The sequence below is a fragment of the Rurimicrobium arvi genome, from assembly GCF_039540495.1.
Lineage (GTDB): Bacteria > Bacteroidota > Bacteroidia > Chitinophagales > Chitinophagaceae > Rurimicrobium > Rurimicrobium arvi.
The window spans coordinates 255,050-275,772 of record NZ_BAABEZ010000004.1 but is presented as its reverse complement, the minus strand read 5'-3'; the positions used below and the strand labels follow the sequence as shown (position 1 = coordinate 275,772).

The following is a 20,723-nucleotide window of genomic DNA, read 5'->3' as shown; positions in this document are numbered from 1 at the left end:
CAACTAAAGTCCGGACGACTTAACTATTTTCTCGGATCTCAGGAAGTTGCCTTCGTTGTCAGAGATAAAGAACAGATATACACCGTCTGCATAGTCGCTGAGGTCTATTGCCGTTGCATCTTTCAATTGTGCGACCTGTCGCCCCTGTATGTCTTTTACCACTACCTGCACCGGTACCGGAGATTCGATATGAACCGTTCCGTTGGAAGGATTCGGATACAGCCGGATATCCTCCCGCTTTTCGACCTGAGCCACTCCGGTAACCGTGTAGTTGATCTCATCAGAGGTAGCAGCACATTCGTAGGCGTTGGTCACAACCACATAATACCTGCCGTCGAAGGCAGCAGTATAATAGCGGCCGGTAGCACCACTGATCAGCTTCCCGTTTCTGTACCATTGATATGTCTTGTAGGAAATGTTGGTGCTCAAAGAAATACCTGAGCGATTGATAACAGGCTTGGCAGGAGCCGGAAGCACATCTACTCTTACTTTTCCGGAAGTTGCCTTACAGCCGAAAACGTCCGTTGCCGTCACATCATACCAACCTGTCTTGCCTACTGTCAGCGTTGGTGTTGTGTCCGTGACGGGAAGGCCGTCTTTGGTCCATACATAGCTCGCAGCGTATTTTCCGGCATTCGCGTAAAGGATCATCTCTGTTCCTTCACAGAAATACGCATTCGTTGGGGAAAGGTTCGGTATACCCATCGGTGTATTGATGATCATCATGGAGTCTGATACGCGGCGACAATTATTATTGTCCGTGATCCGCACTTTATAATATCCGCCTTTGGCTGCCTTGTATACCTGACTTGTTGCACCGGGAATTTCCTTGCCATCCAGCAGCCACTGATATTTGTATCCGGACGGAACAGACAGCGCAGTAAGCTCCAGTGTTGAATCAATGCAGATTGCACCGGTAAGTCCTGTTTTCAGGAAAGAAGAGGCAGGCAGCGGATTTACATTCAATACAGATTCGTTACTGGTATCCGAACAGGAGCCGAGATACACGCGCAGCGTGTAGCGCCCCGCGGTGTTGGCAGTGTAAGCATTAGCGATTGCACCTGCTATAGCTGTATCGTTCCGGAACCAGCGATAACTGAGGCCCGCACCGGTTGTGGCAGCAGTGAATACCTGCAACGAATCAGCGCAGATAGTTGTAGTGCCGGACGGTGCAATAGACACAGTGGGACTTGGGTTGACATTAACGGTCACAAACGCTGTACTGTCTTTACAACCAAAGCTGTTGGTAATGACCACGCGATATGTTCCGGCCACGCCTGTGGTAAAAGCTGCAGCTGTTGCGCCGGAAATATTACCGGAAGCATTTTTCCATTGGTAAGTACCTCCACCGGTACCGGTAAGGGTAGTGGTGTAACCGTCACATATCTCGATGGGACCCGGAGCAGGTGATATGCCTGGGGTGGGCAGCGGATTGATTGTTGCCACTACGGGCTGTCGGGTTCCGCTTACGCAGCCATTTTTAAAGAACCGTATATCCGGCAACATATTACTGGAAGTTGAGGAAGGAAGCGTGGCGCCACAAGGTGACGAATTGTCCCCATAGTAGCCGTATACGGCTGTATACGATTTTGTCGTTGCCGCAACAGCATCGTTGGCAGACCAGAACGTACCTGTTGCGCCCGGATCATTGGCAAAACATACATCCACCAGAATGTTAGAGGAGCCGTCCCATACAAATCCGTTCGAAAAATTCATTTTCACCTGACCTGTATTTACAACCTGTGCCACCGGACCATAAACCGTCGTAAAGACAGGGGACAGTAATCCCGTAGACAGATTGGCGGCACTCACACCGGCCATCTTCACCGTGTACCCCTGATAGTCGAAGGTGCTCAGTTTAGAGGTGACATTGAATGACAAACCCTGGATAGTTCCGGCCGTGAGACCGGCTGCAGTCAGGTCGGCAGCCAGATAAAGGTACTGTGTGTGCGCACCTTCATAATAGTTCGAGAACGGTGTCAGTCCGTTACCTGTCTGAGAAGCTCCGGCAGTTCCGATAGTTGCCGAATCGTCATTGGTTGCTCTCACTTCAGTATAGTAAGTAGTAGTGCTGCTGAGTGAAGGAGTGGTAAAACTGTTCCCTGTGGCAATAGATGATCCGCCCGAAGCGCCGCTAAACCAATATACTGTTCCGTCTACCCCTGTTGCGGAAAGTGTAACACTACCGGGACCGCATCTTGAAGCACCGGTTGTGGAAGTGATATTCGGGTTAAAAACAAGTGCCGTATCAGATGTGGAATTGAGACAAACACTGCCTGCGCTGTTTTTTACGGTAACACGGTAGTATGCCGAACTTGTAATAGCTGGCGTGGTATAAGTATTGCCCGTAGCACCACTTACAGGAGTAAATGTGCTATTATCGGTACTTGAATTCCACGCAAACGTGGCGGCACCGTATCCTGCAGACGGTATCATTGAAAACGTAGCAGTACCGCTGCCGCAAAGATTTGCAGGTGCAGCGATAACAGAAACGGAGGCAGGCAGATTTGTAACGGTATCGTTGGCAACAGCCGCACAAAGCGTGCCGGAATTGTAAGCACTGGCGGTATACACATAGGCCGATGCAGCACTATTCTTTGCATATACGGCAGACGAACTTGTACCTGCTGTATAAGGAATGCTACATGCAGCATCGGTATATAAACCCGCTGTGGGAGACCAGGTATAGGAAGTATAATTGCTCAGTGTTGAAGTGACAGATAATGCTGCTGCGTTATTATTACATACGGTCTGTGTACCACTGATAGAAAACGCAGGAGCGGTATTTACAGTTGCCAGCACGGGAACACGCGGGCCACTGCAGACCAGCGTTCCATTTATTGAAAACAAAGGAAGCCCGCTGGATGATGTTGACGAACCTCCGGTAGTCAACCCGCACAGATTGGTAGGGTCTGTATACATACCGTAAGTTGCTGTGAAGGGTTTGCTTATGAATGTAACCGCATCATTGGAGGAGTACCCTGCTGCAGGCGTTACGTTATCGAAACAAACATCCACCAGAAGATTGGAAGTGCCATCCCAGTTGAATGCGGAACTGAATATAAAGTTGTTGGTTCCCAGCACGGAGTTATAACTAACCGGTCCCCACACGGTGGAAAATGCCGGCGCCAGCATCCCCGTAAGTGAAGAAGCAGTTGTATGCGCAAGCTTGATCGTATAACCATTATATGCCTTTGAACTGCTTTTTGTGGTCACTTCGAAAGAAAGGGAATTCAGGTTACCCGCACCTATTCCCGCTGCTGTAAGATCGCTCGCCAAAACGAGGTATTGCGTGTGTGCGCTCGTATAGAGTAAAGATAATGGTGTGATACCGGTACTGCTGTTCACAGTTGTAACACCTGACCCGATCGGCACAGTACCTGTGGAATACGTTTCCGCTGCCGCATAGAAAGTCGTTGTTGCGCTCAGGACTGGTGTTGTAAACGAAGTACCTGATCCCAGAGCCGCGCCTCCGGTTGCGACATTATACCATTTAAGCGTAGCGCCGGATGAAGCAGTTGCAGACAAAGGCACAGTCCCGGTTCCACAGCGGGTACCCGGTGTGGTGCTTAGAATGTTATTGGTAAAACCGACCTGTACCGGGGTGGAATAAGTGGAATCAGGCCCGGCCTTACAACGCACTTTGCAACGATAATACGTGATGGCTGACGGTGTGGTGGTGTAAACAGGAGATATAGCTCCGCTTATATCTGTATATGGCATTATTCCATCCGGAGACGACTGCCATTGATAAGACACTCCTGTTCCTGCAGTAGCTGTTGTCAGCGAAAGTGAAACACTTTTCCCGGCACATATAGCAGTGGCAGACGCAATTGTTGCTCCGGGTGCCGGAGTGGTGCAAGTATATACCGCTCGTCCGTTAAACTCATCTGCACCAATATCAGGAGCTGTTCCGAACCCATAGGTAGACGGTCCGGGGCGCGTTGTACTGTCAATATCCAGCACTACTCCGGACATTGCCGCAGACACCCCGCCAGACTCGCATAAAGTATTTGTTCCGGCTGCAATATGCAGATCCGAAGCGCTGGAGAAGGTTACATCTTCGCTAACCGAATTCGCATCCAGTCCTGTTGCCAGCTGCCAGTTAACCAGTGTAGACACGATAGCTCCGTTATAGTATCCGATTTTACCGCTACCGGAAGCATACAGGTCATTATTGTTTGTGGCACCGGAAGGGAGGTTTGTGGTGGCGTAAGTATACACAGCCACCGCTTCATTGGAAGCAGCCCCCTGCCTGTTGATGAAGATATTGTTGTACAACTGTGCAATGGCCGTGGAAGAAGCAAACGCCAGGCACGCCGAAAGAGGATTGCTCACTCCCGATGTGGTAGGATTTGCCTTATTCAGCAAAACGGTATTATGCGTGATCTTGAAATTGGTACCGATAGAAGCCAGGTAGATTCCATAGTTCTGGAAAGAAGAAGGAAAAGATAACGTGGCTGAATAGGAATTGGCAGTAATATCCCGGATAAAATTATTTTCTATCGAAATATCATTAGAAGAGGAGCTGCTGATATAAATTCCATAGGCGCCCCATCCGGATGAAGCAGATTGCGCAACATCGTGAATATTATTCCGGCGGATGATCATGCCATAATTGTAAGAGCTCAGATAAACGGCGCCTACCGAGGTGCTGAACCCGGTTGTAAAGTCTCCGCATTGTATATCGTTTCCTTCTATAATAGCCTGTGTACTGCTGCTGGTATTTGCGGCAGTGTAGGAAAGATAAATTCCATACTGGCCTATATTATCCGCGGCACTTGCATTACCGATGATATTGTTGCGTATCCGCAGACCGGTATTGGGGTAGGCGCTCGAGGAACCGTTTGCGTAAATACCGCGATAGGCACGCCTGATCTCATTATTTTCAATTACGGTGTTCAGACTGCTGTAGGCACCGGTTGTGAGCGTTGTGGTGCTGAAATTACACATCACAATACCATATGTGACTGTGGTAGCGGTGGAGCTGTTTCGTGCGCCGATGATCTGGCAGTTTCTTATGGTAACATTATTCGCTCCGTCGGTGCCGGTGTTGCTGTTGGAACTGAGCCGGATATTCGCAATGGTCGAGGTGGAAATAACTGAGGAAATGATCAGATTCCTCGTGCCCGGCGCTGTTGGGTCGTCGCCGTCTATGGTTACGTTATCTGCACCGGCCAGCTCTACAATACCTCTGTTGGCGCTCGGTGAAGCAGCAGAGTTGATAGTGCGGTCACTCCCTCCCGCAGGTTTGATGAGTACACTCGTAAAGCTGGACGAAGCAGCACTGGATGTGCCGCTTCCGTATAAGGGAATCGGTGTCGCCGGTTCTGTGGTGTTGCCCGTGATGCTGATAGTGATCGCTCCTTTGTGAGTGCCTGCATTAATAGCTGCAAAAGCATCGCTCAGCGTAGCATAAGAACCACTGGCAGTGCCGGAGCTTGCATTTAAAGATACTTGTGCCGATACATTATCAGATGCGAGGAATCCCCAAAGCATCAATCCGTATCGTAACACAGAAACCATTTGCTTCCTGATAAATGGTGTACATGTACTGGTCATAAATTACCGTTTAAAAGATGATGAATACAGTGCTCCTGAGCCTTAAGCGCAGAAAGCATATGTTTCTTCACGTCCGCGGGCGGACGATATATCTCGGTAAATCAGCCAGTGTTTGATTTTGTACGGTATTGCGGTATTGACGCTGCTTATCCCAAAGGATTGGTATCAGATTGATAGACGGCTGGTGTAACGGCGATTGCCGGTTTAATTCGATTTATAATACGGGCTTGGCATTTTATTATCCGGGAAGGATAATGATGTGTCATTGAAAGACGGTTGCAGGTTACCGGCTCATACCGGTCTTCGTAAGCTTCCTAATCCGTTGGATATGGAAGCCGCCGTAAATGTATGAAAAATTATCCCATACCCGCAATACCTTAGGGACAAAAAACTACCGGATATTAATCAGGGCGCAAAGAAAAAGCCTCCCCCGGACAGGAGAGGCTTTCTGAGCATAATAATAAGAAATAAGCCTAAAGAGAAAAATCTATTCTGAACTCACGGTCAATATTTTTACCGCCCGCATCTTTACCCTGAATGCGCCACACGATGCTCTGCAAGGCGATATCCAATGGCTTCTGACCTGCAGCCCGCACATTACGCACGGATTTCAGCAGATCATCTGTTTCCCTTTTACTCATACGACGCGAACGGGCCATCTTCTGGACCGCATTGCGCAGACTATTCGGATTCAGCTTCTGTTCGTACCGCAATTGACCATCCTTAACACCGGATATCGGAAAGTTACCATTGCGTCCTTTCAGTTGTTCCCACGATGAATAAGATCCCGGTAAAGGCAAACGGACGTCAGACCCGTTTTTGAGCCGGATCGTTACCACGGTTTGTTCGCGTTGTTTTACCGTTACCTCTGTAAGCCCCTGCACCTGGAGCGACTTGCCGGATAATGATTCCGGAGCGATCATCAGACCTGCGTGACGTTCTTTATTCCAGTCGATACGCTTTGATCCGCCGCTTAGTCCGGAAACAAAAATATTAATTCCTTTACCACTTACTGCGGCTGACTCTTCCTTCACCACCGGGTCCGGAACAGGCGTAGCAGCGGCTTCCGGAACCGGTTGCGGAGTGGTTGCCGGAGAATCTTTACGGGCTTCTTCCGACTTTGGCACGAAATCTGATATATCATCATTCAGAAACTGAGGATCGCGCTCCGTAACAATCATTGAAGAGTCTCCAAACACAATAGGACCTCTGTTATGCGCAGCATTTCCTGCATCACAACCAATCAGCCCGAGGGAAAGAGAAACACAAACTATAAAAACTGCCTTTTGCATTTATGTACGTTTATGGTGCAACAAACGCGAAAGTAAACAGACTTTTTGGCAAATCGTATTTAATTACCAATCTGATCATGCAAAGAAATAAAGCAGATTTTTGGGAGCAGGCCATACTGCTTCGCGTTTTAGTGGTATTTATATCGGGAATGATTGTCGCCTGCCTTTCAGATGCTGCAGTTGATCACTGGTTCATATTACCGCTTGTGCTCCTGATACTGATCGTAACATGTTTCCTGATGCGCAGACAGGTACCCGAAAGGACGCAATCATTACTGCTGTATGGCGGATTTTCAGTCGCCGGCTACTGCTGCATGTCTGTAAGCCATCCGGCACCGGAACCAGCCTTACAACAATACAGCGATCATCCCTGTGTTTGCTGTGTATTGAGTAAAAAGCTGACAGGAACGGGAACAATCCGTATGGAAGTGCAGCTCATGATACCTGACGGTAAAATCCATCACAGCAGTAAGGGGCTTATTTACACAACAGACACGGCAGGAAAATACTTTGCAGCAGGAGATACATTGATCGTGCCAATGCATTGGGAACCTATACGCAATAATGGCATTCCGCATTCTTTTGACTACGCCGGATTTTATGCTCGTAAAGGCATTTACGCACGCATGTTCTGTAAAACCGGAACAATAATCCTTGCAGGAAAACACCAGGAAACACAAACGGATTTTTTGTCTGAACTGCGCGCTGACCTGGAAGACATTCTTACAACCTGTATAAAGGACCCGCAAACGCTTGCATTGCTGAAAGCAATGCTGCTCGGAGATGAAGGCGATATAGACCCTGAAACAAGAGCCGCCTATTCAGACACGGGTATTATTCATATTGTATCAATCTCCGGCGCCCATGTTACACTGTTGTTCGCGATCATCAATATGCTGTTATACTGGCTTTCGGGTAAAAGCAGGAAATGGATGGTGTTTATTACGAGCATGACCGTGATCACACTGTATGTTGCAATGGCGGGAGCACCGTCATCAGCGGTGAGAGCTGCGTTGATGTTCCTGCTGATACAGATCGGTGTTCTTTCGGAAAAACAGGCAAATCCGTTTAACCAGCTTGCTGCCGCAGCCTTACTTATGCTGGTGTTCCGGCCGATGTGGCTCTTCAATATCGGCTTTCAGCTTTCATTTCTGGCCGTTCTGTCGCTCCTGCTGTTCTACCGGCCCCTGATGGCCCTGTGGCCTACAAACAATACAATGCTGCGCTGGCTGCGCAATGCCATGGCCGCCAGCATTGCTGCGGAAATACTTGTGGCGCCGCTGGTGGCCTACTATTTCCATAGTTTCCCGCTTTTGTTCCTGCCTGCAAATCTGGTTGCGGCAGCCGGGATGACGCTGCTGGAAATATCAGGTATCTTATTGCTGCTGTTATCGCAGATCGGCCCGGTCCGGTCGTTGCTTTCCGTGCTGATCACCGGCATTTCAAGGATATTCCATTACCTCATTTCTGCGATGCAACAGATCAGCATCGGTAGTTTCAAAACGATCTGGCTCAGCATTCCGGCATTACTGCTCCTATACCTGTTGATCATCAGTAGTACCATCTACCTGAAGAAACGCAGCAAATATGCTGCATGGCTTTGTATCATTTCCGTACTTTCACTCACCGCTCTGCGCCTGCACCATACCTGCTTCAGGCAACAGAAAGATATACTGGTGGTATGGAACAGCCACCGTAAGTCAAACGCTTTGTTGATGCGCCGCAATACCGGCTTTGTGCTGCCTGATTACACCGCCGATCCGCAAGACATCAGTGCACTGCTGATGCGTCAGGGTGTAACGCCTTCATTTAAAAAAGCACTCGCTCTGTTTATTATAAATCGTAGCAGCGTCGCTGTATGCGATAGCCTTACCGTTCCATCCGGTACGTTTCCGGTAGATGTACTCCTGCTCAACGGGTATGTCTGGTCTGCAAAACCATTGGATTTTATCAATAGCTTCCATCCCTCCGTTATTGTCTTAAGCAGGCAGCTTTCCCATAAACGGTTGCTGGAATGGCAGGCTACCTGCAGGGCAAGCCACACACGCCTGCATTATGTGCCGGATGCAGGTGCCTTTATATTTCCCGGTCCTGTACATTGATAATGCTGCTTACATTTGCAGATGTTTCGAAAGGTCGGTATGCTGCTGGTATTCATCCTGATGCACAATCTGTGCCCGGGAGCACCGGGCCTGAGTTTTACGTTCGATCCGTTATGCGCCAAAGCCTACCATCGGATCATGGCATTAAAGCTGCAGGAAGGAAATATTGCCATCAATACTGCAGCACGTAACAGACCGGATAACTTTATCCCTTACTATCTGGCAGACTATGCCGACTGCCTCGAACTGCTGTTCAACGGGGATATCCGTCAGCTGGAACCCATGCGTGCGCGTGCTGAAAAACGGCTTGACATGCTCGAAGCAGCGGATGACTCAAGCCCCTGGTACCGTTATTCACAGGCAGGCATCTATTTTCATTGGGCACTGGTGTACATGCGCTTCGGTGATAATTTTAAAGCTGCCACAAGATTCCGCAAGTCATTTTTACTGCTGAAAGAAAATCTTAAGAAGTATCCGGCGTTTGAAGAAAACAATGTGCTGTTGGGTCTGGAAATGGCCAGTGCTGGAGCTATCCCGGCTTCACACCAATGGCTGGCAAGCCTTATGGGCATTAAAGGAGATATCCAGAAAGGAGTGTCGTTGCTGGCCCAATACAGCGCCCGTCACGAAGAAGGCAGTACGATGCTGTATGAAGAAGCTTTTATATTTGAAGCTTATTTACGCTTTTACCTGCTCAGTCAGCAGGATGCCGCCTGGAAGTCTGTGCTGAAAAGAACAGGTGATACAAAGGACAACCTGATGTATACCTTCGTGAGGGCTAATCTCGCACTCAATTTCCGTAAAGCGGATCATGCTTTAAACACGCTGACGATTGCGGAGCGAAATGAAGGGTTTGCCAGATTTCCGATATTCCTGTACGAAAAGGCTGAGGCGCTGCTGCTGCGTACCGATAAAAGCAGCGAAGACTACTATCTGTCTTTCTTAAAAAACTATAAAGGAAAACCATTCGTGAAAGATGCGTATCTGAAACTAAGCTGGCAAGCCATTCTTTCGGGAAGAAAGTCCGAAGCGCAAGCCTTCCTTATGCTTCTTAAAGGAGCAGGCAATACGCTCACCGATGCCGATAAGCAGGCGCAACGATTTGCAGAAAAGCCCGTATGGCCTGCCTTACCATTATTGGAAACCAGATTGCTGATAGACGGAGGATACTACCAGCAGGCACTCAGGACAATACAGCAGCTGGATTACAATTCACTTACACAATTGCCTGATCAGATCGAATATTATTTCCGTTACGGTCGTATCCTGGAGGAGCTGAATGAGCCTGATAAAGCAATTGCGCAATACACTACCACTATACAGCTCGGACAAAAGCAATCGTATTATTTTGCGGCGCGGGCTGCACTGCAGCAGGGCTTCATCTATGAAAGAAGCGGTCGCAAAGACGCCGCCGCCGAGCGGTATAAATTCTGCCTGAGCCTTCGCGACCATGATATGCAAAACTCCATAGACCAGATGGCCAAGGCGGGACTGAACAGACTGCAACGCTAGCTTTTCTTTCGCGTTACACGCCAGATGCTCCAGATATCACTGCGCGATTGCCAGTCGTTCATCTGTATATTGATAATTGCATCCGGTAAATAGACATATACCCGCTTTGCTTCGTACTCCGGACCGACGGGAGGAAGGCTCAGCTGATAGCTTAATACCAGGTAGCTGTCCCTCGGATGCGCATCGATGTAGTTTGTAAGGCTTATACCTTGTGTAAGCGTGTCTTCGGTGAAGCCTTTGGGACGATACAGGAATATTTCATTATAACCTTCATCAAAAATGCCGGGACCGAGCGTCACCAGGTGTACCGGTTCGGGTTGATGATACAGATAACGGTAATAATAGTGATTCGGTTTTGCAGCGGAAAAAGTACGGAACAACAGCAATGCGCAATTGATCCCTATAAGCCACCTGCCGGCAATACGCCATCCCCGGTACCGCTCCACGAAGTGCCATACCACCTTCAACCCGTCCAGACAGATGATCAGGAAAGGCAGCAGCACCGGGAAAAGGAAACGCAATTCTTTATGCGGTACGCTCATATGGCCCAGCAGGAAAGGGATCATCACAAACACCATGGGTTTGAAGAAGTTCTTTACCATTCCCGTAGCAAACAGGCATAATAAAACAATGCTTAAAGGCGGTGCGGCGGTACCTATAAACATCAGGACATAGTCGTACCAGGGATTTACCCCGTAATCTGAAGCTGCATCCTGAACAATGTTGGCATGGAAATAATTATAGGGTGTAAGCACCCAGTGCCCGTAAAAGCTGTAATCGGCAAAGAGATTGATCCCGATTCCCAGCAAAGCACCCAGGCATAAACCCGCTATCGCCCTCTTGAGAGGCCGTCCTTTGAGCAATATCCAAACCAATAAGCCGATAATGGCAAATGCCATCTGAAAACGGAAGAAAAAAGAAAATGCCAGTAGCAGACCTGTGATCACCCACTTCCGTAAAGGGGCGTCAACGGGCCGGTCTTCCGACAAGACGGGCAACACCAGCAGGGCCGATACAAAAGCAATACCCGCCATATTCTCAGAACTGAACCGCACATCGAGGTAGGGCAAAAACCATAAGAGCGACAAGGCGCCTATCCAGCATTTCCGGAGTCGCTCCTGTGCAATGGAAGCAGCCACATGCAGTCCGATACGCGCCGTAACCCACCATGCAAGCCAGCCGCTCAGCAGCCGGAGTATAAAAGTCCGGATAAAAGCGTCGTCAATACCTATCAGGTGCAGCAAAGAGAATAAACCCTGAGCCAGGTAAGGTTGCAGACTGGGACGGATTTCCTGCAGGAATTCCCAGGGTATCAGCCGCTGTGGTATCACACCGGCCTTATACAACGGGTATTCCAGTATCATGAAATGCTCATCCATCTGATGGTATCCCAGCGAGAACCATGCCGACAGGCTGATGACGAGGAAACCAGCAAGAAAAAAGTAGCGGTAAGGGCTGTTCAGAATTGCTTTCATTCTTGTTTCGATCTGCAAAGATGCGGTTTGAAAGCGGAAAACAAAAACGCCCACCTGAAGGGTGAGCGTTTGGAATGAGGTAACATGCCCGCAGGCTATGTTGCTTATTTGGAAGGAGCAGGAGGGTTAGTGGAAGAAGTTCCTTTTTCGTCTTTCTTCTCTTTATGGCTGCAGCAGCTTTTTCCTTCTTTTTTCTCTTTAGAGCATTTCTCTTTTTTTCCTTTGCAGCATTTACCGTCGAATGCGAATGAAGAACCAGCTATCGCGAACGCTGCAAGAAACAACATTACCTTTTTCATAATAGTATTTTAATTTTTGTTTACTCAAATTTAGGGCATTTTGGCAAGAACGGTCATGCCGCCTTCAACTTTTTGACCAATTTTCACATCTATTTGTGTCCCTATCGGGAAATAAATATCCACGCGGGAGCCGAAGCGGATAAAGCCGAATTCTTCGTTCTGAGCGATCGGTTGCTGCTCTTTCACATAATAGCAGATACGGCGCGCAAGCGCTCCCGCTATCTGGCGCATCAGCAGGGTTTGACGTTCATTACCAACTACTACAGTAGTGCGTTCATTTTCGGTTGAAGATTTGGGATGCCAGGCAACCAGGTATTTGCCGGGATGATATTTTACATATTTTACCAATCCCTTGATCGGGCTACGGTTCACATGCACGTTCAGCGGACTCATGAAAATAGACACCTGAAGCCTTTTGTCTTTAAAATATTCCGGTTCGAATGTCTCTTCGATCACCACTACTTTTCCGTCTGCCGGGGCAATAACGAGGTTATCTCCTGTTGTAAAATTGCGGGACGGGATACGGAAAAACCACAGAATCCAGAACCAGAGCAGAAAAAATACGGTTTGTATCAACCAGTACAGTACGGGGATATCCAGCAAAAAACGCTGGTTAAGCCATGCAATAACGGCAAAAAGCACGGTGGCAATTGCGATGTACTTATACCCTTCGCGATGAATAGTCATTGAGATGAATGTTAATTATGAGCGGCAAAGTTAGGCGAAAAAAATCCTACAGCCTATTGAAGGAACAGTATTGCATAAGCATATGCAAACGGCGTGGCAAGCAACAGGGAATCAAACCGGTCCAGTGCGCCGCCATGGCCGGGCATAAACGAACCCGAGTCTTTTACACCTGCTTCTCTTTTCAGTTTGCTTTCAAACAGATCGCCCATCGTTCCGGCCACAGCCGCGCATAATGCCAGCACCACCCAATGCTGAACGGGCAAATGCGTGTTGCATTTACCATAGATAAACGCTACCAGAACGGTAAGCACGGCTCCCCCTCCGGTACCTTCCCAGGTCTTTTTGGGAGATATCTGTGAAAACGGCGTCTTCCCGATGAAGGAGCCTACCACATACGCCATCGTATCGTTGATCCAGATCAGGAATATCAGCCCTGCAGGCAGCACAGCGTCGATGCGATATAACAGCATCAGCAGGTTCAGCGGCAGTACGATGTATGCAACGGAGCCCAAACCCGAGAGTACCGAAAAGGCACTGCCCTGTTTGCGAAGACCTTCGCCAAACAGTAACAAAGCAGGCAATACGATTAATGCTGCCGGAATGATCTTATGTTCCTGCAATGCGGGCACTGCAAGAAAAGAAATCATCGTGAAGGCCCACAGCTGCAATCCCCATTGAATGGCAGGACCGGGAACAGTAATCCCCTTATGGCTCATCAGTTGAAAATACTCACGGATACATAAGCATTGCACCAACGCAAATAAAAGCCAGAAAGCATACCAGGGACCGAGCAGTCCGGTGAGCATTACGGCCCCGAATACCAGGGCTGTCCAGGTACGGGTAAAAAAGGTTTTCCAGTTCATCGCCATAATGCTATCCGTTTGATGGTTGATCATATTCACCCCGGAAATCATCTGCCCAGTCTTTCGGAAGCGGAGTAGCCACTTTACGGAACAGGTTCATTGCGAGTAAAAACAATATCAGGGAACCGATCAGCACATACCAGGGGAAACTTTCCGCACCGGCCACTTCACTGGCGACCATTTTATTATTGGACGCAAACAGGCCGAGCGCAGCAATTGCATTGTTCAGGAAATGGGCGCATATATTGGGGAACATAGAGCCCGTCGCATAGTACAGATATCCGAGCAATACGCCCATAAGCATAATGGGCAGGAAATTGTACACCGATCCGTGCGCCAGGCCAAAAATAGCTGCCGAAAAAAGGATAGACATCGGTATGCTTTTTGTATTGGCGTAAGAAAAGCGCATTACAATACCACGGAACAGCAGCTCTTCCCCTACTGCCGGTATCAATGCGAAAATAAAAAGGTACAGTATCAGATCCGGGAATGTACGACCGCTCATCAATGTCTGCGTCAGTTGCTCGTTGCGCTCAAACTGCAACCGGGAACCTTCGCCGAGATTGAGATGCTGAATCCAGCTTCCCAACTGATTAACCAGCGGTATAAAAAACAGGAAACAGATCAGCGCCAGCGGAAACTGGATCTTCTTTCCCGTAGCACGCAGTCCCAGATAAGCGCCCGGTTGCGGATGGGTAAGGTAGGCAAATACCAGCGCACTTAAGGCAAAAGTGAACAAACTGATCAGCGCCTGCAGATACTGCGCTCCATGAATAATATTGGGTGCACTGCCCGGGCCTATATTCGTGATCTGGTCTATGCCCGCGCCGAACAGCGGCTTGATCGTACCATATACGATCACGGTAGCGAAAGACGACAGCGTAAAGATCATCAGCATCAGCAGCACCACCTGAAGAAAGCGGGGATAATGCCGCCAGTAACGCATCAACTTCATAAATTAATTTATAACCCGGCAAAGGTACGGCCAAAACAGGCGGTGCGCTAAGTGGGGATGTTAAACAAAAAGACAGCTTTTGTGATAATCAAAAGCTGTCTTTAAAAAAACCTTACCGGTCTTATTTTTTCTTTTTCGGTGTAAAAATCGCAATCATACGGCGACCTTCCATCTTAGGCATACTTTCAAGCGAACCAACTTCCGCGAGACGCTCTGCGAATTTCAGTAACAATAATTCACCGCGTTCCTGGAACATTATCGCACGGCCCTTGAACTGTACATAACACTTCACTTTATCGCCATCCTGCAGGAATTTTTCCGCATGCTTCGATTTGAAGTCGAAATCGTGATCATCTGTATTCGGCGTGAAACGGATCTCCTTGATTTCGGATTGTTTGGCCTTAGCTTTCTGCTCCTTATCCTTCTTCTTGCGCTCGTACAGGAATTTTTTATAGTCGATAATCCGGCATACCGGAGGTACGGCATTAGGAGAGATCTCAACCAAGTCCACCCCTTCCTCTTCAGCCATGCGCAGCGCTTCGCGTATTGTACATACAATCGGCTCAGCTCCATCGCGGATCAAACGTACTTCCGGAGCGGTGATCTCCTGATTCAGCTTGTGTTCATTCTGAACTACTCTTGGCCTGTAGGGTACTTTTGGTTTTGGTTTTTTTTGCATTCAGTGTTTTTAAAGAAAAGACATTTAGTTGTCAAAAATAATGTTTTTTAAATATCAAAAGCCTGCGGCATTTTGTTATTTTTTTGTTCCGGCAGTCTGTTCCTGAACAATTTCACGAAGCATGGCTACAAATTCCACGGTATCCATCACTCCTTTGTCCCCTTCTCCATGCTTACGTACCGCCACTTTGTTACCGGTCATCTCCTGCTCGCCCACCACCAGCATGTACGGAACTTTCATCAGTTCGGTATCGCGGATCTTCTTACCGATCTTTTCATTGCGATCGTCTACAGAGGCTCTCAGATCGGCAGCTTTCAGCATTTTCGCCACTTCATGGGCGTATTCGCTGTACTTATCGCTGATCGGCAGCACTTTCACCTGCTCCGGCGCAAGCCATGCAGGGAAGTTACCTGCGCAATGCTCCAGCAACACTGCCACAAAGCGTTCCATAGATCCGAATGGCGCACGATGGATCATCACCGGACGTTTGCGGGTATTGTCCGCATCTACATATTCCAGTTCAAAACGCTCAGGCAGGTTATAATCCACCTGGATGGTTCCCAGTTGCCAGCTGCGACCGAGCGCGTCCTTCACCATAAAGTCGAGCTTGGGACCATAGAATGCAGCCTCACCATACTCAATAACAGTGCTGAGCCCTTTTTCAGCTGCCGCGGCAATGATTGAATTCTCGGCAATCTGCCAGTTTTCCTCGCTACCGATATACTTTTCCCTGTTCACCTTATCGCGCAGGGAAATCTGTGCGGTGAAGTTCTCAAAGTTCAGAGAAGAGAATACATACATTACCAAATCAATCACCTTTTTGAACTCTTCCAGCACCTGCTCCGGGCGGCAGAACAGATGCGCATCATCCTGGGTAAATCCACGCACACGGGTAAGCCCGTGCAATTCCCCGCTCTGTTCATAACGGTACACCGTACCGAACTCCGCCAGACGCAGCGGAAGGTCCTTATAACTGCGCGGAGAAGATTTATAGATCTCACAGTGATGCGGACAGTTCATCGGCTTCAGGAAAAACTCCTCTCCTTCGTGCGGTGTCTTAATCGACTGAAAACTGTCGGCACCATATTTCTCGTAGTGACCGGATGTTTTATACAGGTTGATGTTCCCGATATGCGGGGTGATCACCGGCAGGTACCCACTTTCGATCTGTGCCTTTTGCAGAAAATCCTGCAGACGCTGACGCAGCATTGCCCCTTTAGGCAACCACATCGGCAGCCCGGCGCCTACTTTCTCGGAAAAAGTAAACAGCTCCAGCTCTTTGCCCAATTTACGATGGTCACGTTTCTTTGCTTCTTCCAGCAGTGCCAGGTATTCGTCCAGTTCCTTTTGAGAAGGATATGTAACACCGTAGATGCGGGTAAGCATCTTATTTTTCTCATCACCGCGCCAGTACGCACCGGCAATATTTGTAAGCTTTACGGCTTTGATGAAGCCGGTATTGGGAATATGCGGACCACGGCACAGATCGGTAAATGCGCCCTGGGTGTAGAATGTGATCTTACCATCTTCCAGATCCTGTAACAATTCTATTTTATAAGGGTCTGCCTTTTCCGTGAAATACTGAATTGCATCCGCCTTTGCTACTTCCTGGCGTTTGTACTCATTTTTCTGAGCGGCCAGTTCCTTCATTTTCTTTTCGATCTTCGCCAGATCCTCTTCTCCTAAAGCCGCACCCCCCAGATCCAGATCGTAATAAAAACCGTTATCGATAGCAGGTCCGATACCGAATTTCGTACCCGGAAAAATTGCTTCTATGGCTTCCGCCAGTAAGTGAGCGGATGAATGCCAGAAAGTAGATTTGCCGCCTTTATCGTCCCAGGTAAGAAACCTGATAGCAGCATCCTTATCAAGCGGGCGCGAAGCATCCCAGATTTCGCCATCAATTTCTGCGGCCAGCACTTTACGTGCGAGTCCTTCACTGATAGACTTTGCAATATCCATAGACGAAGTGCCGGGCTGATATTCGCGTACGGCGCCATCGGGGAATGTGATCTTAATCATTTGAGTATCTTATATAAAAAGTGTGCAAATTTAGTTTGTTCCGTTCAATTAGCGATTTTTTACCACAGGCATAAAAAAAACCACCGGTATGCGCACCGGTGGTTCAGGTAAAACGTTTCGGAGCGAATCAGTTATTTTGAATTCGTGAATACTTGCGTGAAGTAAAAATGAGCGTGTGCGATTGTGTACGGCACGGGAGGATCTGTAGGAGTAGTTACCTGTACGGAATCTATCTCGTAGTCATACGTGATCGTCAAAGATTTGGAACTGAGCTTGGTGATTTTTGCCTCAACGTATTCGAGTCCGTTCACACCCACAATCGGTGCAACACCCAGAGTATATTGTGCATTATTGAAGATCAGCGTTTTCTGATTATCTTTCAATGACCATTCAAAAGGAGCGTTCGACAGTTCGGAACCACACATGAGGGTACCGTTTGCCTGATTGCCGCTGTAGCTGGAATCAAATATGATATAATCATCCGTACGGCAGGTATCACGTTTTATCATCAGGTCAATAACTTTGTCAACACCACCCTCGCTGTAACGCACAGTGTAGGCCGTTGTCTTCCATTTACCGGCACGCAGCATCGAATCGTTCGTGGGACCGTCCGATGAACTTTTGGAGCAGGAGACGAGCATCATCAACAAAGACGCGCACAACAGGATTTGTTTCATAGGTATAAATCGAATATAGAATTGCGTTAAAGGTAATAATGTTTTTGTAAAATAAAAATCCTCATCCGCCTTAAATTGGGAAGGTGCAGATTCCCGGATTCTGCCCCCTGTGACAAAACCGGAGATCTGCACCTTATATTCTTCAGGCAGCTGATCTGGCCTTACTGTTAAGGCACTTCCACTACATTCAGTATTTCATTAATAATCTGTTCAGAATTAATATTTTCCGCTTCAGCCTCATAAGTGACACCTATACGGTGACGCAGTACATCGTGGCATACGGCACGTATATCTTCCGGTATCACGTAGCCGCGACGCTTGATGAACGCATAAGCTTTTGCTGCCAGCGCCAGACTGATGCTTGCGCGCGGAGAAGCCCCATAACTGATCAGATCTTTCAGTTTCGGCAATTTGTACTCATCCGGGAAACGTGTTGCAAACACAATATCCAGAATATACTGTTCGATCTTTTCATCCATATAGACTTCGCGAACCAGTTGGCGAGCTTTCAAGATATCTTCCGGCTGCACCACAGGATTGATCTTTGCGTTACCGGAAGGATTCAGATTCTGACGGATGATATGACGCTCTTCCTCTTTCTTCGGATAAGTGATCACTACTTTCAGCATGAAACGATCCACCTGGGCTTCAGGCAGCTCATAAGTTCCTTCCTGCTCGATAGGATTCTGCGTTGCCAGTACCAGGAAAGGCTCAGCAAGGCGGTAGGTCTGATCGCTGATCGTTACCTGACGCTCCTGCATCGCTTCCAGCAGCGCACTCTGCACTTTCGCGGGAGCACGGTTGATCTCATCTGCAAGAATGAAGTTGGCGAAAATAGGCCCTTTACGCACTGCAAATTCGTGGCTCTGCGGGTTATACACCATCGTACCCAGGATATCTGCCGGTAACAGATCCGGTGTGAACTGTATCCGTGCGAACTGGCCATTGATTGCAGTGGCGAGTGATTTGATCGCGAGGGTTTTAGCGAGACCGGGAACTCCTTCCAGCAGTACGTGGCCATTGGCCAGCATACCGATCAGCAGCCTTTCGACCATGTGCTTCTGTCCTACCACAGATTTATTCAACTCCATCTGAAGCAGGTCGATAAACGCGCTGTGCTGATGGATCTTTTCATTCAGTTCGCGGATGTCCGTGGACGAAGATGATAATTGCTCTATCGACATAAAGATTGTTTCGTGATTTGGGAAGCCAAAAATAATCGCTGTGCAAACATATAGTACGGCATAGAAATCTTTTTAACGTTTCTTAAAATCCAATCGTCCGGCTTACTTTTAGCGCTCGTTAGGCTATGCGCGCTTCTGTAAAAAAAATTGTGGTAATCGGACCGGAAAGTACCGGCAAAAGCACACTCAGTCAGGCACTTGCAGCATCCCTGGATACCTGTTATTCAGAGGAGTATGCCCGGACCTACCTGGAGCAGCGGCATAATCAATACGAGTTTGAAGACCTGCGCCGCATCGCAGAGGGCCAACTGAAAAGCGAAGACCGGAACCTGCAGCATGCCAGGGATGTACTTATCTGCGATACAGATCTCTATGTACTGGCGGTCTGGAGCAGCCATAAATACGGGAAGGTGGATCCGTTTATCCTGCAGCAGATCGCCACGCGTCATTATGACGGATACATCCTGTGCAGTATTGATATGCCCTGGGAGCCCGATCCGCAACGGGAGCACCCTGACGAATCCATGAGACAGTACTTTTTCCGATGGTATCATGAACTCGTTATTGAATCGGGGAAACCTTTCATCGTGGTGAGCGGGAATGAACAGGAAAGGCTGCATGCCGCTTTATCCAGCGGTCTTTTCCGGTAAGCGCCGTAAATGATTTACCTTCGCAACTCGAATGAAACTGGAGATATTATACGAAGACGCACACCTGATTGCCGTGAATAAGCCTGCAGGCATTCCGGTAATTCCGGACCGCTTCAATACCGACGCGCCAAGCGTCAATAAGCTGCTGGAGGCAGCAACAGGCAGCAGGATATGGGTGATACACCGTCTGGACAGGGATACGAGTGGTGTACTCTTATTCGCTAAAGACGAACTGGCGCATAAAAAACTCTCGCTCCAGTTTCAGGAACACAGTGTAGGCAAATTCTATGCAGGACTCGTGAATGGCAGACTGGCAAAGGAAAGCGGCCGCATAGAAAGTCCGATTGCCGAGCATCCCACCATTAAAGGAAAAATGATCGTAACCAAAAGCGGAAAACCTTCCGTAACGGATTACCGCGTAGTATCACAGTGGCCCCTGCACAGCCTCCTGCAATTCCAGATACATACAGGCCGTACGCACCAGATACGGGTGCATATGCAATCCATCGGTCACCCCATTGTGGCGGACAATCTGTATGGTGATGGCGAACCGTTCCGGCTCTCGGCTATCAAAAAGAAATACAAATTATCGCTGAAAGAGGAGGAAGAGCGCCCCTTGCTGAGCCGGCTGGCACTGCATGCCTACCGGCTTATTTTTGAAGATATGGAGGGCAGGGAGCGAATGATAGAGGCGCCGCTGCCTAAAGATATCAATGCCTGTGTGCAGCAACTGAACAAACAACAATCAAAACACACATTTTAAC

15 protein-coding genes are annotated in these 20,723 nt (G+C 48.4%); 4 read left to right on the top strand and 11 right to left on the bottom strand.

Going from position 1 to position 20,723, the window contains the following annotated elements; translation table 11 throughout:
• Positions 1 to 3: 3 nt before the first annotated feature.
• Both ABD846_RS04005 and ABD846_RS04000 read right to left on the bottom strand, forming a co-directional pair.
• Positions 4 to 5,562, bottom strand: a complete 5,559-nt coding sequence (locus tag ABD846_RS04005) for an Ig-like domain-containing protein (protein WP_344822901.1) — start codon at positions 5,560 to 5,562, stop codon at positions 4 to 6.
• 473 nt (positions 5,563 to 6,035) lie between these two features.
• The gene (locus tag ABD846_RS04000) at positions 6,036 to 6,854 is read right to left on the bottom strand and encodes a hypothetical protein (RefSeq protein ID WP_344822899.1); all 819 of its coding nucleotides are present in this window, start codon (positions 6,852 to 6,854) and stop codon (positions 6,036 to 6,038) included.
• 77 nt (positions 6,855 to 6,931) lie between these two features.
• Here ABD846_RS04000 and ABD846_RS03995 point away from each other — a divergent pair, with 77 nt between their 5' ends.
• Both ABD846_RS03995 and ABD846_RS03990 read left to right on the top strand, forming a co-directional pair.
• The gene (locus tag ABD846_RS03995; protein ID WP_344822897.1) at positions 6,932 to 8,956 is read left to right on the top strand and encodes a ComEC/Rec2 family competence protein; all 2,025 of its coding nucleotides are present in this window, start codon (positions 6,932 to 6,934) and stop codon (positions 8,954 to 8,956) included.
• Positions 8,957 to 8,977: 21 nt separating this feature from the next.
• Complete coding sequence (locus tag ABD846_RS03990; RefSeq protein WP_344822895.1) at positions 8,978 to 10,468, top strand: hypothetical protein; 1,491 nt, start codon at positions 8,978 to 8,980, stop codon at positions 10,466 to 10,468.
• Here the strand turns inward: ABD846_RS03990 and ABD846_RS03985 are convergent.
• The 9 genes from ABD846_RS03985 to ABD846_RS03945 form a co-directional block, all read right to left on the bottom strand.
• Positions 10,465 to 11,943, bottom strand: coding sequence for a glycosyltransferase family protein (locus ABD846_RS03985; protein ID WP_344822893.1), 1,479 nt, complete (start codon positions 11,941 to 11,943; stop codon positions 10,465 to 10,467). The two genes, ABD846_RS03990 and ABD846_RS03985, sit on opposite strands and share 4 nt — an antisense overlap.
• Positions 11,944 to 12,047: 104 nt before the next feature.
• A complete protein-coding gene (locus ABD846_RS03980; RefSeq protein WP_344822891.1) occupies positions 12,048 to 12,242 on the bottom strand; it encodes a hypothetical protein in 195 nt (64 codons plus the stop codon).
• Positions 12,243 to 12,272: 30 nt separating this feature from the next.
• On the bottom strand, positions 12,273 to 12,929 hold the full coding sequence (locus ABD846_RS03975) for a phosphatidylserine decarboxylase family protein (RefSeq protein ID WP_344822889.1): 657 nt from the start codon (positions 12,927 to 12,929) through the stop codon (positions 12,273 to 12,275).
• Positions 12,930 to 12,982: 53 nt separating this feature from the next.
• The gene (locus ABD846_RS03970; protein WP_344822887.1) at positions 12,983 to 13,825 is read right to left on the bottom strand and encodes a phosphatidate cytidylyltransferase; all 843 of its coding nucleotides are present in this window, start codon (positions 13,823 to 13,825) and stop codon (positions 12,983 to 12,985) included.
• Positions 13,803 to 14,747 carry a CPBP family intramembrane glutamic endopeptidase gene (locus ABD846_RS03965; protein WP_344822885.1) on the bottom strand — a complete coding sequence of 315 codons (945 nt, stop codon included), beginning with the start codon at positions 14,745 to 14,747 and terminating at the stop codon, positions 13,803 to 13,805. Before ABD846_RS03965 ends, ABD846_RS03970 begins: the two co-directional genes overlap by 23 nt.
• A 121-nt stretch (positions 14,748 to 14,868) precedes the next feature.
• A complete protein-coding gene (gene infC, locus ABD846_RS03960) occupies positions 14,869 to 15,426 on the bottom strand; it encodes a translation initiation factor IF-3 (RefSeq protein ID WP_344822883.1) in 558 nt (185 codons plus the stop codon).
• Positions 15,427 to 15,501: 75 nt separating this feature from the next.
• On the bottom strand, positions 15,502 to 17,448 hold the full coding sequence (gene thrS / locus ABD846_RS03955; protein ID WP_344822881.1) for a threonine--tRNA ligase: 1,947 nt from the start codon (positions 17,446 to 17,448) through the stop codon (positions 15,502 to 15,504).
• A gap of 131 nt (positions 17,449 to 17,579) precedes the next feature.
• Positions 17,580 to 18,125 carry a hypothetical protein gene (locus ABD846_RS03950; RefSeq protein WP_344822879.1) on the bottom strand — a complete coding sequence of 182 codons (546 nt, stop codon included), beginning with the start codon at positions 18,123 to 18,125 and terminating at the stop codon, positions 17,580 to 17,582.
• A 167-nt stretch (positions 18,126 to 18,292) separates the two neighbouring features.
• Positions 18,293 to 19,309, bottom strand: a complete 1,017-nt coding sequence (locus ABD846_RS03945; RefSeq protein WP_425568013.1) for an AAA family ATPase — start codon at positions 19,307 to 19,309, stop codon at positions 18,293 to 18,295.
• A 125-nt stretch (positions 19,310 to 19,434) separates the two neighbouring features.
• On the opposite strand from ABD846_RS03945, the gene ABD846_RS03940 reads away from it, so the two are divergent.
• Positions 19,435 to 19,959: an AAA family ATPase gene (locus tag ABD846_RS03940; RefSeq protein ID WP_344822877.1), complete on the top strand. Its 525-nt coding sequence runs from the start codon at positions 19,435 to 19,437 to the stop codon at positions 19,957 to 19,959.
• 31 nt (positions 19,960 to 19,990) lie between these two features.
• On the top strand, positions 19,991 to 20,722 hold the full coding sequence (locus ABD846_RS03935) for an RluA family pseudouridine synthase (RefSeq protein WP_344822875.1): 732 nt from the start codon (positions 19,991 to 19,993) through the stop codon (positions 20,720 to 20,722).
• Position 20,723 lies beyond the last annotated feature (1 nt).